16 protein-coding genes are annotated in these 12,729 nt (G+C 72.3%); 8 read left to right on the forward strand and 8 right to left on the reverse strand.

Going from position 1 to position 12,729, the window contains the following annotated elements:
* Positions 1-590: 590 nt before the first annotated feature.
* Positions 591-1,157, reverse strand: a complete 567-nt coding sequence (locus ACFSOX_RS02555) for a glutathione peroxidase (RefSeq protein ID WP_378476219.1) — start codon at positions 1,155-1,157, stop codon at positions 591-593.
* A gap of 151 nt (positions 1,158-1,308) precedes the next feature.
* Entirely contained in the window at positions 1,309-1,635 is a 327-nt protein-coding gene (locus tag ACFSOX_RS02560) for an ATPase inhibitor subunit zeta (RefSeq protein WP_378476220.1), read from the reverse strand.
* A 347-nt stretch (positions 1,636-1,982) separates the two neighbouring features.
* On the opposite strand from ACFSOX_RS02560, the gene ACFSOX_RS02565 reads away from it, so the two are divergent.
* A complete protein-coding gene (locus tag ACFSOX_RS02565) occupies positions 1,983-2,228 on the forward strand; it encodes a hypothetical protein (protein WP_378476221.1) in 246 nt (81 codons plus the stop codon).
* A 93-nt stretch (positions 2,229-2,321) separates the two neighbouring features.
* Positions 2,322-2,912, forward strand: coding sequence for a nucleoside deaminase (locus ACFSOX_RS02570; RefSeq protein WP_378476222.1), 591 nt, complete (start codon positions 2,322-2,324; stop codon positions 2,910-2,912).
* 7 nt (positions 2,913-2,919) lie between these two features.
* Here the strand turns inward: ACFSOX_RS02570 and ACFSOX_RS02575 are convergent, their stop codons facing one another.
* Complete coding sequence (locus ACFSOX_RS02575) at positions 2,920-3,093, reverse strand: hypothetical protein (protein WP_378476223.1); 174 nt, start codon at positions 3,091-3,093, stop codon at positions 2,920-2,922.
* Positions 3,094-3,420: 327 nt separating this feature from the next.
* Here ACFSOX_RS02575 and ACFSOX_RS02580 point away from each other — a divergent pair, with 327 nt between their 5' ends.
* Positions 3,421-3,603 (forward strand): hypothetical protein, encoded by a 183-nt coding sequence (locus ACFSOX_RS02580; RefSeq protein ID WP_378476224.1) that lies wholly within the window; start codon positions 3,421-3,423, stop codon positions 3,601-3,603.
* A gap of 48 nt (positions 3,604-3,651) precedes the next feature.
* Here the strand turns inward: ACFSOX_RS02580 and ACFSOX_RS02585 are convergent, their stop codons facing one another.
* Positions 3,652-4,116, reverse strand: coding sequence for an SRPBCC family protein (locus ACFSOX_RS02585; RefSeq protein WP_378476225.1), 465 nt, complete (start codon positions 4,114-4,116; stop codon positions 3,652-3,654).
* 153 nt (positions 4,117-4,269) lie between these two features.
* Between ACFSOX_RS02585 and ACFSOX_RS02590 the strand changes: the two genes are divergently transcribed.
* Positions 4,270-7,110 (forward strand): DUF2339 domain-containing protein, encoded by a 2,841-nt coding sequence (locus ACFSOX_RS02590; protein WP_378476226.1) that lies wholly within the window; start codon positions 4,270-4,272, stop codon positions 7,108-7,110.
* Between the two features lie 230 nt (positions 7,111-7,340).
* Here ACFSOX_RS02590 and ACFSOX_RS02595 read toward each other — a convergent pair whose 3' ends face one another.
* Positions 7,341-7,946, reverse strand: a complete 606-nt coding sequence (locus ACFSOX_RS02595) for a DUF2934 domain-containing protein (protein ID WP_378476227.1) — start codon at positions 7,944-7,946, stop codon at positions 7,341-7,343.
* Positions 7,947-8,305: 359 nt separating this feature from the next.
* On the opposite strand from ACFSOX_RS02595, the gene ACFSOX_RS02600 reads away from it, so the two are divergent.
* The 3 genes from ACFSOX_RS02600 (at position 8,306) to ACFSOX_RS02610 (ending at position 9,653) form a co-directional block, all read left to right on the forward strand.
* On the forward strand, positions 8,306-8,653 hold the full coding sequence (locus tag ACFSOX_RS02600; RefSeq protein WP_378476228.1) for a 2Fe-2S iron-sulfur cluster-binding protein: 348 nt from the start codon (positions 8,306-8,308) through the stop codon (positions 8,651-8,653).
* Between the two features lie 158 nt (positions 8,654-8,811).
* Positions 8,812-9,030, forward strand: coding sequence for a hypothetical protein (locus tag ACFSOX_RS02605; RefSeq protein WP_378476229.1), 219 nt, complete (start codon positions 8,812-8,814; stop codon positions 9,028-9,030).
* Between the two features lie 20 nt (positions 9,031-9,050).
* Entirely contained in the window at positions 9,051-9,653 is a 603-nt protein-coding gene (locus ACFSOX_RS02610; protein WP_378476230.1) for a DUF4334 domain-containing protein, read from the forward strand.
* Here the strand turns inward: ACFSOX_RS02610 and ACFSOX_RS02615 are convergent.
* Positions 9,641-10,090 (reverse strand): EamA family transporter, encoded by a 450-nt coding sequence (locus ACFSOX_RS02615; RefSeq protein WP_378476231.1) that lies wholly within the window; start codon positions 10,088-10,090, stop codon positions 9,641-9,643. The two genes, ACFSOX_RS02610 and ACFSOX_RS02615, sit on opposite strands and share 13 nt — an antisense overlap.
* A 214-nt stretch (positions 10,091-10,304) precedes the next feature.
* Between ACFSOX_RS02615 and ACFSOX_RS02620 the strand changes: the two genes are divergently transcribed.
* Entirely contained in the window at positions 10,305-10,700 is a 396-nt protein-coding gene (locus ACFSOX_RS02620; RefSeq protein ID WP_378476232.1) for a DoxX family protein, read from the forward strand.
* A gap of 160 nt (positions 10,701-10,860) precedes the next feature.
* Here ACFSOX_RS02620 and rpsD read toward each other — a convergent pair whose 3' ends face one another.
* Together rpsD and murI are read right to left on the reverse strand one after the other, a co-directional pair.
* A complete protein-coding gene (gene rpsD, locus ACFSOX_RS02625; protein WP_378476233.1) occupies positions 10,861-11,478 on the reverse strand; it encodes a 30S ribosomal protein S4 in 618 nt (205 codons plus the stop codon).
* A gap of 269 nt (positions 11,479-11,747) precedes the next feature.
* Positions 11,748-12,620: a glutamate racemase gene (gene murI / locus ACFSOX_RS02630; RefSeq protein ID WP_378476234.1), complete on the reverse strand. Its 873-nt coding sequence runs from the start codon at positions 12,618-12,620 to the stop codon at positions 11,748-11,750.
* Between the last annotated feature and the right edge of the window lie 109 nt (positions 12,621-12,729).

Here is a 12,729-nt window from a genome sequence, read left to right on the forward strand (position 1 = left end):
GCGGGGCAGGAGCGTTCGATCGGCATCCGAGATGTTCGACGAGGGTAGGCGATAGTCGGAAGCGGTCTAGGTGGGCTTTGCCTCACTGATGCAGCCCGAGGGGACCGCTTCCGACCTGATCCGTTGTGGGGGTAGCCGCTCCACCGAGATCCCAACGAAGACCATCAGTGTTCAACGCGGCTTTGCGAGCCCGGTGGCATTTCACCTCCCGCTCTCTGCGCCGGTGCTCACGAGCTGGGTAACAGCGCGTCAGCCGCCTGGCTCATCATCGGCTTCGACCGGCTCCTCGGATCAGTGGATCGACCAGAACCATCTCGAAGCTGACGAGCAAATCGTCGCGCCGAAGCCGGGTTTTGTCAAGACGATCGCCGTTCGATCGGTGAATTTCTTGTTGCGATGGTCGGGGGCCGGTCACCGCGCCGCAGCATCGCGATCGCGCGCCGCCCGGCCACCGAACGCACGCCTCCCGAACGCACATCTCCCGAACGCACAGCCGCCGGTCGCAGAGCGAGCCCTCGCGGATCCGCCGCGCGGCGACGTGATATCTCACGTCATCTGATCACGTGAGTGCACGATCGGGCGGCGTGCGATCAGGCCAGCATCGTGGTCAGCGCGGTGACGATCCGCGGGTCGGTCGGCTCGACCGGCGCGCCGAACGCCGCGGCGATGCGGCCGTCGCGATCGATCAGGTATTTGTGGAAGTTCCAGCGCGGCGTGTCGAGCGGCCGCTCGAGCGCGGCCCAGCGGTAGAAGGGATGCGCCTCGGCGCCGCGCACCCGCGTCTTCGCGGCGATCGGGAAGGTCACGCCGTAACGATGCGTCGTGTGGTCGATGCTCGCCGGATCGCCCGGCTCCTGGCCGCCGAAGTCGTCCGAGGGCACGCCGACGACGAGCAGGCCGGCGCCGCCGAAGCGCTTCCACAGCACCTCGAGCCCGGCATATTGCGGCGTGTAACCGCACAGCGACGCGGTGTTGACGACGAGGATCGGCTTGCCGGCATGCGCCGCGAGCCGGATCGGCTCGCCTTCCGGCCGCGCGAAGGTGTGGGTCCACGCATTGGCGCGGCTGCGGTCGGTCGCGCCCGCCGGCGAGGCGGCGCCGGCCGTGGCGGCCGACGCCAGGAGCGATCCGAGCAGGGTGCGGCGATCGATCGTCACGACACGTCCCGTGTTTGCCGAGCACAAGACATTCTGATCATGACCGGACGTGACCGAGCAGACAATATCGAAATCCGACGTGATCACGAGAGGATCGGCCGACGAGACGAGGTTCGCGTGGCGGCGGGCTCGCCACCGCCGCGATCGACGGTCAGTCGGTCGCGCTGAGCTGTCCCATGGCATCACGGTGCAGTTCGCCGATCTTGCTCACGACGGCGTCGCGCGAGATCGGCACCCCGGCGCGGTTGAGATCGTACCAGAGCTTCTGCACGATCGCCTCGCTGCCGCTCATCGTGCCGGAGGCGTGCACCTCGGCGGCGTAGATCGCCAGCGTCTCGTCGGGCATCCGCATCAGGCGCCCGGCCCACAGGCCGGCGAGTGCGTTGCGCCGTGCCGGGATGCTGTCGCGGGTGTCGGCCTCGGGACACCAGTCATGCGTGGTGGCGCGGCGGGCGATGGTCTCGACTTCCATGGTCATGCGGCGTGTCCTCTGGTCCCTTCGGTCCGGACGGCTCCTGATCCAGTACGCCGGAGCGCGGCCGTTGGAGCATCCCGGGATCGGGCCGGTTCGATGCGGCACGTGCGACACGACGCGTCGGCGTCCGCCGTCGTCCAGCCCTGATCAGGGAGACTACCTATAGACTAACGTCGCATCTGTCCAGTGACGGGAGGAGGTGCTGCGGTGCACGCGGTAAGGGTAGTCGCAATGGTTTAGCCGTGTGCGCGCCACACGGGCCGTCGAACCTCTCCGCGCCTCTCGGGCACCAATCGCGATCGGACCGCCGGCGAGCCCGGCGGTCGCACCCTCGCGACGGGAGGAGGCCGATGGCACGAGGACTGCGAGTTCTGACGCTGGGATTGGTGCTCGGCGGGGTCTGCGCCGCGACGGCGAACGCCCAGGGCGAGTATCGCGGGACGCCGGCCCAGCAGCGGGCCTGCCGGCCGGACGTGTTCCGGCTGTGTGCCGGCGAGATCCCGAACATCAAGGCGATCACGGCCTGTCTGGCGGCTCGGGTCAGCCGGCTGAGCCCGGACTGCCGCGCCGTGTTCGAGGCGGCCGGGTACCGGTAATCGGCGTCGGGTCCGCCGCGGCCGCCACCGACCTTCGGCCGGCTTGTTTGCGGGCGCGGCGTTCCGCACAATCCCGTCCGGGAGAGGGCGGGAATGGACGCGGGACGGATCGCGGCACGCGACGAGCAGATGATGACCCGGGCGATCGCGCTCGGCCGCGGCGGCGGCCGGCGCGAGTTGCCGTTCGCCTGTGTGATCTGCCGCGACGACGAGGTGATCGCCGAGGCCACCAACGCGGTCCGGCAGGACCAGGACGTCACCCGTCACGCCGAGATCGTCGCGATGGCGCAGGCGCGCCGCGCGCTCGGCCGGCGCAGCCTCGCCGGCTGCACGCTCTACACGACGGTCGAGCCCTGCGCGATGTGCTCCTTCGCGATCCGGGAGTCGCGCGTCGGCCGCGTCGTCTACGGGCTGCGCTCGCCCCTGATGGGCGGCCATTCCAAGTGGAGCATCCTCGCCGATCCCAATCTGTCGCGTGCCATGCCGGAGGTGTTCGGGGCGCCACCCGAGGTCCGGCCCGACCTGCTGGCCGGCGAGGTGGAGCGGAGCTGGCTCGGCTGGAACCCGCTGATCTGGACGATCATCCGGATGCGCGGGTGCTTCACGGTACATCACGGCGCCGAGGCGCCCGTCGCGGCACGACCGCGCCGGAGGATGTTGCGGACGCTGTTTCCCGGATTCTGATTGCGCCTCACCCTGGCGCGCCGGTGTCCGCCGGCGCAGCGACAGGCCCAGCGACGCCATGGGCGCCGCGCATCGGCAGCATCACGCCGAGCATCAGGCAGGCGAGGAACACGAGGGCGAGGGTGATCGCCAGTGTCCGGCCGGGACCGGCCGGCAGCGGCGGCAGCGAACGGACGGTCATGCGAGCCTCCTCGGAACGGACGGCTTCGATCAGAGACGGCCGCGAAGGCAGATGTCCTCGGACGCGACGGTCGGGCGGCTCATCGGCCCGGCGCGACGAGCCTGCGCCGGTGCCGCGGCAGCGCCATGCGCCACGTCAACAATCGGCATTCGTCGGACATCCGCGACCGCACCGTCCCCGCCCGGCGGACGGGCCGCCGGGCTCCGCCGGCCGACCGGCAAGACGGCGGTAACCACCGGAGGCGACGCGCGCCGTCGCGGCCGGGGCGGGTCGAACGCGACGCGGCCCCGGCGCGACAACACCACACCTCCGCAACGGACCGCGCCGATGCCGCCGCTCGAACGCCTCGCTTACGCCGCCGCCGGTCTCGCCCTGGTGCTCGGCGGGCTCGTCTCGACCGAGCTCGCCGCGTCCCGTCGGCACGCCACGGCGCCGCCGGTCGTCGCGGCCGATGCACCGTGCATGATCGGTCCGGATTGCCTGCGCCCGTCCCGCCCGGCGGGCGGGTGAGGCGGCAGCATGGGCGAACGTCGTTCGGTCGCGTGCGCGGCCACGGGCTCAGCCGCGGCGCAGGCGGGTGACGAGCCCCTGGTGGCCTTGCCGCATCACCGCGTCGTGGTTCCAGGTGAAGGCTCGTCGGGCGAGCGGGGCGACGAGACGCAGGCCCGGCGCCGCGACCGTCACGGTCCAGTCGTAGGTGACGCGGGTGCCGCCGCGGGTCGCGGCGAGCCGCCAGCGGCCGGTGCCGTCGAGCGTGCCGGAGGCACGCCCCTCGATCAGCGCCAGCGGCTCGACCCGGGTGGTGAGGATGTCGAAGGCCATGCGGTAGGGCAGGGCCGTCTTCCATTCGAAGCGGATGCGCGAGCCGACGCCCGCGGCGTCGCCCGGATCGAGCACGTCGGCCCGGGTCACGGCGGGCCACCACGCCGGCCAGTCCTGCGGCCGCATCAGCTCGATCCACACCCGCTCCGGCGGGGCCGGAACGTCCCAGGTCGTCAGCAGATGGAAATCGGCGCGCGACATGCGCGATCCTGCGCCGGCGAATGCGGCCCGGCGAGGGCGCCGCCGGCCGGACCGCGCCGCCGCTCCGTCGCGCTTCACCCGCGGCCAACGCTTTCGGCGTAGGTTGTTCCGTCTACCTAGACCCCTGCCGTGTGCAGACGCAGAGAGGCCGACATGGAGATGCTCGCGCTGCTGGCCGCCGTCGCGGCGATCATCCTGGCCTGGAGCGAGACGCGCCGCGTCGCCGCGCTGAACGCGCGGCTGTCCGGGCTCGAGCAACAGGTGATCGCCCTGCGGGAGGAACTGCGGAACGAGCCGCCGGTCCGGCCGGTGCGCCGCGACAGCGAGCGGCCCGAGGCGAGCGCGCCTGCCGCGGAGCCCGCGGCCGCGCCGGCGGCGATGCCGCCCGAAGCGACGGGGACGAAGGCCCCCGACGACGGACCGGCCATCGCCACGCCCGGGTCTGCGCCGCGTCCGGCACCGTCGAGCCCCGTCCCGCCCTCCGCGATCCCGCCGTCCTCGGTGCCGCCGGTGCGGCCCGACGCCGCCGCGCCGCCGCGCGCGCCGGTGTCCGCCCCCGAGCCGGGGTCCGTGCCGGAGCCCGAGCGCGGCTTCGAGGAGCGTTTCGGCACCCAATGGGTCGTGTGGATCGGCGGCGTCGCGCTGGCGCTCGGCGGCATCTTCCTGGTCCGCTACTCGATCGAGCAGGGCCTGCTCGGCCCGGGCGTGCGGGTGGCGCTCGGCGCGCTCCTCGCCGCCGCGCTGGTCGCCGCCGGTGAGTGGACGCGCCGCAACGAGATCCGCGTCGGCGCCGTCGCGGTCCCGACCGCGCATGTGCCGAGCATTCTCACCGCGGCCGGCACCACGGTCGCCTATGCGACCGTCTACGCGGCCTATGCGCTCTACGGCTTCCTGGCGCCGCCCGTCGCCTTTCTGCTGCTCGGCGTCGTCGCGCTGGCGACGCTCGCGGCGGCGCTGCTGCACGGCCCGGCGCTCGCCGGGCTCGGGCTGGTCGGCGCCTATGTGACGCCGCTCCTCGTCTCTTCCGAGGAGCCGAGCTTCTGGGCCCTCTACCTCTATCTGATCGTCGTCACGGCGGCCGCCTATGCGCTGGCGCGGGCGCGGCTGTGGCGCTGGCTCGCGCTGACCGCCGTCTGCTTCGCGAGCGCCTGGACGCTGCCCGGCATCGCCGAGGCGGCGGTCGCGACCGCCGTGCCGCACACCGTCTACATGGTCGCGGGCTTCGTGCTCGCCGCCGCCCTGATCGTCGCCGGCCTGCTGTTCGGGCCGACCGCCGAGCCCGACACGGTCGACGAGATCTCGTCGCTTTCGCTCGCCGCCTGGCTGGTGCCGGCCGGGCTTCTGACGATGGTCAGCGGCCACGACTCCGTCGCGCTGAGCGGCTTCGTGCTGCTCGTCGTCGCCACGATCGGCATCGCTTGGCGAAGCACGGCGGGGCTCGGCGCCGTGCCGGTCGCGGCCGGGCTCGCCGTGCTGGTGATGGCCGAATGGGCGACCGAGACGCGGCTCGACAGCCTGATCGCGCCGGCCGGACCCGTGGCGGGGGCCGTGCCGGAGCCGGTGCGCGCGTCTTTCACGCTGCATCTCCTCGCCGGCTTCGGCTTCGCCGCGCTGTTCGGCGTCTCCGGCTTCTTCGCGCAAGGCCGGGCCGCGCGGCCCGTGATCCCGCAGGTGTGGGCGTGGGGCGCGATCGCGACGCCGCTCGCGATCCTGATCGCGCTCTACTGGCGCATCGCCGGCTTCGACCGGTCGATCCCGTTCGCCGGCCTCGCGCTGCTGCTCGCCGCGCTGTTCGCAGTCGCGACCGAGACGCTGGTGCGTCGTCCGTCGCGGCCCGGCCTCGCGGCGGGGCAGGCGATCTTCGCGGTCGGCACCATCGCGGCGCTGGCGCTGGCCCTGACCATGGCGCTGGAGAAGGGCTTTCTCACCATCGCGCTCGCCCTGACGGTGCCGGGCATCGCGCTCGTCGAGCGCCACCGGCCGCTGCCTGCGCTGCGGCTCCTCGCCGCCGCGATGTCGCTCGTGGTGCTCGCCCGCATCGGCTGGGAGCCGCGCATCGTCGGTGCCGCGGTCGGCGACACGCCGATCCTCAACTGGCTCCTGTGGGGCTACGGCGTGCCGGCGATCGCCTTCTGGACGGCCGGGCATCTGCTGCGCAAGCGCGTCGACGACGTGGCGGCCCGCACCGTCGACGTGCTGGCGATCCTCTTCACGGTGCTGCTGGTCACGCTGGAGATCCGACACCTCGTCCAGGGCGGTGACGTCTACGCCGTGCCGCGGCGGCCGCTCGCCGAGGTCGGGCTGCAGGTCGCGGCCTGGCTGGCGCTGGCGATCGGGCTCGAACGGCTGCGGCTTCGCACGCGGTCGATCGTGCACGACGGCGGCGCCCTGGTGATGGCGGTGCTGGCGCTCGGCGGCATCGTCGGCGGGCTGGTCGTCGTGGCGAACCCGCTGGTCACCGGCGACGCGGTCGGCGGGCCGCTCGTGAACCTGATCCTGCTCGGCTACGGCGTGCCGGCCGTGCTCGCCGCGACGCTTGCGCTGGTCGCCCGCCACACCCGGCCGATGGCCTACCGGGCGGTCGCCGCGACCGCCGCGGTCGGTCTCGCGCTGATGTGGCTGAGCCTCGAGATCCGCCGCGTCTATCACGGCGCCGTGCTGACCGTCGGGGCGACCGGGGATCTCGAGCAGTACACCTACTCGGCCGCCTGGCTCGGCTTCGGCGTGGCCCTGCTGCTCGCCGGCATCCTGCTGCGCTCGCAGCCGGCCCGGCTCGCCTCCGCGGCCGTCGTGACACTGACGGTCGCCAAGGTGTTTCTCTACGACATGGCCGGGCTCACCGGCATCTTCCGCGCCCTGTCCTTCATCGGCCTCGGCCTGGTTCTGGTCGGCATCGGGCTGCTGTATCAGCGCCTCCTGTTCCCGCGGCGACCGGCGGTCGGGCCGGCGTCGGCGAGCGCGCCGCCGGACGGCGGGGCAGGGGGCACGGTCTAGCCCGTCCGCCCGTTCCGCGTCGCCGGATGGCCTGAGACCTGCGGGGCACCCGCACAGAGGCACCGCGGGCCGGCGGCCCGACACGCCTCGTCCGACGCGCCTTGTCCGATGCGCCTTGTCCGATGCGCCTCGTCCGGGCACGAGGCCGGAGCGCGGTCCGGTGCCGGGAACGCCGCGCAGGCTCGTCGCGTTGCGACCTCCGCCGGGCGGTCGACGTCGTTCGGTGTCGCTCAGCCCCTCGCCCGTAGCTTCGGCTTGCCCACCGGCTTCGTCTCGGCGGCGGCCGGCTTTCCCGGCATCGGAACGATCGTCGACGGGGTGGTCGGCGCCAGTCCGGGGAGCGGAGCCGGGGCCGGTGCGGCCGCCGGCGCCTTCGCCTTTGCGTCGGCCGTTCCGGCGCGCTTGGCCGCTGCCGCCTTCGCCTTGGCGGCGAGGCGCGACGCCTTCTTGGGCGCCTTGGGGCTTTTCGGCAGCGGTTCGGCCGTCTTGGCGTCCGCGCCCGCTTTGGTGCGCTTCGTCACCGTCTTGGCCTTCGGGGCCGCCGGCGCGTCCTGCGCTGCCACGGCCGGCGCATCGGCGCCGATCGCCTCGCTCGCCACCGCCGGGCTCGCCACCGCCTCGCTCGTCACCGCCTGGCTCGTCACCGCGCTGTCGCACCCGGCCGCGTCGGCGGCGATGGGGGCCGCGTCGTCGGCCGGCGTGGCGCCGGACAGCTCGGCCAGAATCTCGCGTTCGGCCTGCAGCCAGTAATGGTCGTCGCGGCCATCGACGCGGCCGTGGTTGTTCCAGAGGTGATACGCGCGCTCGCGAATGCGCTCCTCGATCGAGTGTGCCATTGCAATCTCCGGTGTCCGATCCTTGCCCCATGCTTGAGGTCGTTTCGGTTAACGAAGCGTGAAAGGCACACCCCTGGGGAGCATCCCATTAGTGCGCAGGTTGTAGGCCCATGGCCGGAACCGTCGCTCGGCCGAGGCGAGGACCGGAGGGGCCGGGGCGGCGCGGCACGCCGGTTCCGGCGCGACCGGTTGGCGGCTTGCCGACAGGTCCGACAGCTTTGTCTGCAACACCACAGGGGCGCGCGCCGGTCGACTCCGGAAAATCGAGTGTTTTCAGCCGGGCGCGCGATGCGGCGGGTGGCACGCCGGTTGCCATGGGCGTTCATATTGGAACACTTCGATTCTGGGAGAGATCACCCGTGGCCGACGTCACCTTTACCTCGCCTGCCATGCCGAAGGACGTGACCGTGTACGCCACCGCCGGCGACACGCGCACGCTCCTCTCGGTGGCCAAGGAGCACAAGGTTCCGATCCACTTCGAATGCGAGAACGGCGAGTGCGGCTCGTGCGCCTGTCAGGTCACGGTGCTGTCGGACAAGACGCCGCTCGGCATCGCCCTGACCGAGAAGGAGAAGACCGTCCTCAAGCTGGCCGGCAAGATCACCGACAAGCAGATCCACGACGCCGAGGTGAAGGATCTGCCGCCGCCGTGGCGCCTGGCCTGCCAGTTCATCGTCCGTCACGAGGACATTCTGGTGAAATTCTGACGGTTTGGGCGGAGTGGTTGCGGTCGCGCGCGAGCCCGCGCGACCGGCCGCCGCCGGTCCGCTGCCGGCGCCTGCGCGGCACACGACCTCCCGACCTTCCCGGATGTCCGGCGGCCCGCGTCGGGCTAGGCTCGGCGTCTCTCCGGCGGAGGTGTCGCATGTACTACTTCAAGGGCCGCGGCTTTCTCTGGCACGACAAGAAGGGGCCGGTGCTGTGGTGGCCGCCGAACTGGTTCTGGTTCGGCATCTTCGAGTTCAATCGCTGGCGCGAGGACAGGAAGGCCGAGAAGGCGGCCCACACGGCGGCTACGGCCGCCGCCGAGGCCGGGTCGAAAACCGCGGCCGATGCGGGCGGCCCGCCGGCCGGCGGCGCGTGACAGCCGAATCGTCCGCCCCCATGTCCGACCTCGTGTCCGAGCCCACGGGCGATGCCGTCGCACGGCTCGCCCGGCTGGAGGCCGGCGCCACCGCGGCCGACGCCATGGCGCTGTTCGATGCGCTGCCCTCCGTCCCGCGCGAGGCGATGACGGGCCGCTGGCGCGGTCGCGGCCTGCCGACCGGCCACCGATTCGACGGGCTGCTCGAGGCGCTCGGCTGGTACGGCAAGGAATTCGTCGACAGCGAGACAGTTTACCCATTGCTGTTCAGACGGCGTGACGGGTCGCTGGTGGCGCTCGATCCGGGCCGGCTGCCGGTCGGCCTGCTGGTCCGCTGGCCGCGCCTCGCCGGATCGGCCGTCCTTCGCGGCGCCTTCCGGCTCGCGCTGCCGCTGTTCGCGACCGCGCGTCCGGCGGCCCGCCTGCGGCTCGTCACCTTCAGGGGCCAGGTCGGCGCCGCCATGATCTACGACCGCCAGCCGATCATCGACGTGTTCCGGCAGGTCGACGCCGACACGCTGCTCGGCGTGATGGATCTGCGCGGGCTTCCGGAGCCTTACGTCTTCGTGCTGCGGCGGGATCCGGCGGCCGGGCATCACCCGTCCGGCGATCAGCCCCGATAGGCGACCAGGAGCGCCCCGGCGGCGATCAGGGCGACGCCGGCCCAGTTGGCCGCCGACAACCGCTCGCCCAGCACGGCGGCACCGAAGATCGCCACCAGCACGACGCTGAGCTTGTCGAGCGGGGCGACGCGCGCGGCGTCGCCGAGCTTCAAGGCGCGGAAGTAGCACAGCCACGACGCTCCGGTGGCGAGGCCGGACAGGCCGAGGAACAGCCAGGTCCGCCCCGGCACCGTGCCGGGCGCCTGCCACTGGCCGGTCGCCGTCAGCAGCGCGGCCAGCACGACGACCACGACGAGCGTGCGCACGAAGGTCGCGAAGTCGGAGCCGACCGCCTCGACCCCGAGCTTGGCGAAGATCGCCGTCAGGGCGGCGAAGACGGCGGCGGCGAGCGCCCAGGGCACCCAGCTTTCGGCGGCGGCGGAGACGAGCGAGCGCATGGTGGGCCTCGGGACTGAACGAAACGCGCGTCCGGTGTTGTAGCCGCAAGTGCTCGGATCCGGAACGATCTCGTCCGGAACGATCTCGCGGGCGCGGCACGGGCGGCGCTCGCCGGTGGCGGGCTCCGGTCGGTTCGGGCGCCGATCAGGGCATTGTGAACGGCATCGCGAACCCGAGTCGCGTAGACGGGCGCGGCAAAGGAGAACCACCCCCGTGAACATCCAGTCTGTCGCCGAGCGTTTTTCACCCATCGTACTGAGCATCGTCCGAATCATGACGGCGCTCCTGCTGCTCCAACATCCCCTCAGCAAGTTCTTCGGCTGGCCGATCGCGGGCCGCACCGTCGAGTTGTGGTCGCTCTACTGGATCGCCGGGGCGCTCGAGCTCGTCCTCGGCGCGCTTTTGCTGGTCGGCTTCTACACCCGCACCGTCGCCTTTATTCTCTCCGGCGAGCTCGCCTTCGCGTATTTCCTCGGCCACGCGCCGCGCGGCGTCTTCCCGCAGGGCAACGGCGGCGAGGCCGCGGTCTTGTTCTGCTTCATCTTTCTTTACTTCGCCTGCGCCGGCGGGGGCCCGTTGAGCCTCGACGTCGTGTGGAAGAAGCGTTGAACCAGGCTGCGGCCGGTGGCCTCATGTCGGGTGGCGAGGTCGTCTCCGTGCCGGCGTAGTAGCGGCGCGGCGCGATCCTCGGCCGAACCGAACGGCACGAAAAAAGCCGGTCGCCCGCGGGCGACCGGCTGTCGATCTCGGGGTCGCGCGCGGCGAAAAATCAGCGCGAGTAATACTCGACGACCAGGTTCGGCTCCATCTGGGCCGCGTAGGGGACGTCGCTCAGCACCGGGATGCGGGCGAGCTTGGCCGTCATCTTACCGTGATCGGCGTCGATGTAGTCCGGCACGTCACGCTCGGCGAGCTGGGTCGCTTCCAGCACGACGGCGAGCTGCTTCGACTTGTCCTTCACCTCGATCACGTCGCCGACCTTGCAGCGATAGCTCGGGATGTTGACCCGGCGACCGTTCACCTTGATGTGGCCGTGGTTGATGAACTGGCGGGCCGCGAAGGGCGTGGCGACGAACTTGGCACGGTACACGACGGCGTCGAGGCGGCGCTCCAGGAGGCCGATCAGGTTGGCGCCCGAATCGCCCTTCATGCGCACGGCCTCCTCGTAGATGCCGCGGAACTGCTTCTCGGAGATGTTGGCGTAGTAGCCCTTCAGCTTCTGCTTGGCGCGCAGCTGCACGCCGTAGTCGGACAGCTTGCCCTTGCGGCGCTGGCCGTGCTGGCCGGGGCCGTACTCGCGGCGGTTCACCGGGCTCTTCGGGCGGCCCCAGATGTTCTGGCCCATCCGCCGGTCGATCTTGTACTTCGCTTCGATGCGCTTGGTCATCGCGTCCTCGCTGGCGGGGTTGCGCCCGCCTTGTCGATGATGGTCCTGTCGGTGACGGAACCGTGAGGATCGCGCCCTCCTTTGCCCCGGCATGTCCCCGAAACGAGGGGCCGGGACCGACAGGCCGGCCGCCTTGCGCAGGCGTCGGCCACGGGTCGCGAAACGCCGCGCGGGCCGAAACGGCCCGCGTGACGGAGCGGGTTTTAGGGGATGCGGCGGAAATGTCAAACGGTCGGTTCCGCCGGAGCCGGCGGCGGTCCGCCGGGGGCTCAGCCGGTGGCGCCGAGGGCCGGGGAGGCGCGACGTGCCGCCTGCGCCGCGGCCGGGGCCTCCGGCAGCGCGAGGCCGAACCGCGCGAGCGCGGCGGCCAGCGGCGGGGCCGGCGGGCGGCCGGACGTGAAGACGATCGCGTCCTCGGCGGCGCGGCCGCCCACGAGCGGGGAGGCGTCGGGGGCAGGGCGCTCGCCGCCCAAGAGGTCGGCCACCCGCCGGGCGATCGCCGGGGCGGGATCGACGAAGGCGACCGGCCACGGGCTCGCCGCCACCAGCTCGTCGCGCAGCAGCGGGTAATGCGTGCAGGCGAGCACGATCGTGTCGGTGCGGCGGCCATCCTCTTCGACGAAGCAGGGGGCGATCTCGCGCCCGATCGCCGCCGCGTCGACCGGTTCGGCGCGCAGCGCCGCCTCGGCGATCGACGCGAGATGGGCCGAGCCGACCAGCGTCACGGCGCAACCCTGGCCGAAGTCGCGGATCAGCGCCCGGGTGTATTCCCGCTTCACGGTCGCCTCGGTGCCGAGCACCGAGACCAGGCGCGACTGCGACGCCGCGCAGGCCGGCTTGATGGCCGGCACGGTGCCGACGAACGGCACCCCGAAGGCGGCGCGCAGATGCGGCAGCACGAGCGTCGAGGCGGTGTTGCAGGCGATCACCACGAGGTCCGGCTGGTGCGCCGCGATCAGCTCGCCCATCAGCGGCACGAGGCGGGCCGTCAGCGCCGCCTCGCCGCGCCGGCCATAGGGGAAGAAGGCGTCGTCGGCCGCGTAGACGTAGCGGGCGTCGGGACGCGCCGCGACGACCTCGCGCAGCACGGTCAGGCCGCCGAGCCCGGAATCGAACACCAGGATGGTCGGCCGCGCCGCCATGATTTCCGAAGATCCCTCCGTCCCCGGTGCCGACTGTAGCGCAGATCGGGCCGATCCGACAGGCGGGCCGGACAGGGCGGGGCTGCGGGCGGTGCGGCGCGGAGGGGCT

The sequence above is a fragment of the Rhodoplanes azumiensis genome (genome assembly GCF_042682915.1).
Taxonomy (GTDB): domain Bacteria; phylum Pseudomonadota; class Alphaproteobacteria; order Rhizobiales; family Xanthobacteraceae; genus Rhodoplanes; species Rhodoplanes azumiensis.

Bases quoted from the DNA above. Each gene is read 5' to 3' on its own strand.
- ACFSOX_RS02560 (WP_378476220.1), bottom strand. From the start codon at position 1,635: ATGACCATGGAAGTCGAGACCATCGCCCGCCGCGCCACCACGCATGAC.
- ACFSOX_RS02565 (WP_378476221.1), top strand. From the start codon at position 1,983: ATGGCACGAGGACTGCGAGTTCTGACGCTGGGATTGGTGCTCGGCGGG.
- ACFSOX_RS02570 (WP_378476222.1), top strand. From the start codon at position 2,322: ATGGACGCGGGACGGATCGCGGCACGCGACGAGCAGATGATGACCCGG.
- ACFSOX_RS02575 (WP_378476223.1), bottom strand. From the start codon at position 3,093: ATGACCGTCCGTTCGCTGCCGCCGCTGCCGGCCGGTCCCGGCCGGACA.
- ACFSOX_RS02580 (WP_378476224.1), top strand. From the start codon at position 3,421: ATGCCGCCGCTCGAACGCCTCGCTTACGCCGCCGCCGGTCTCGCCCTG.
- ACFSOX_RS02585 (WP_378476225.1), bottom strand. From the start codon at position 4,116: ATGTCGCGCGCCGATTTCCATCTGCTGACGACCTGGGACGTTCCGGCC.
- ACFSOX_RS02590 (WP_378476226.1), top strand. From the start codon at position 4,270: ATGGAGATGCTCGCGCTGCTGGCCGCCGTCGCGGCGATCATCCTGGCC.
- ACFSOX_RS02595 (WP_378476227.1), bottom strand. From the start codon at position 7,946: ATGGCACACTCGATCGAGGAGCGCATTCGCGAGCGCGCGTATCACCTC.
- ACFSOX_RS02605 (WP_378476229.1), top strand. From the start codon at position 8,812: ATGTACTACTTCAAGGGCCGCGGCTTTCTCTGGCACGACAAGAAGGGG.
- ACFSOX_RS02610 (WP_378476230.1), top strand. From the start codon at position 9,051: ATGTCCGACCTCGTGTCCGAGCCCACGGGCGATGCCGTCGCACGGCTC.
- ACFSOX_RS02615 (WP_378476231.1), bottom strand. From the start codon at position 10,090: ATGCGCTCGCTCGTCTCCGCCGCCGCCGAAAGCTGGGTGCCCTGGGCG.
- rpsD (WP_378476233.1), bottom strand. From the start codon at position 11,478: ATGACCAAGCGCATCGAAGCGAAGTACAAGATCGACCGGCGGATGGGC.
- murI (WP_378476234.1), bottom strand. From the start codon at position 12,620: ATGGCGGCGCGGCCGACCATCCTGGTGTTCGATTCCGGGCTCGGCGGC.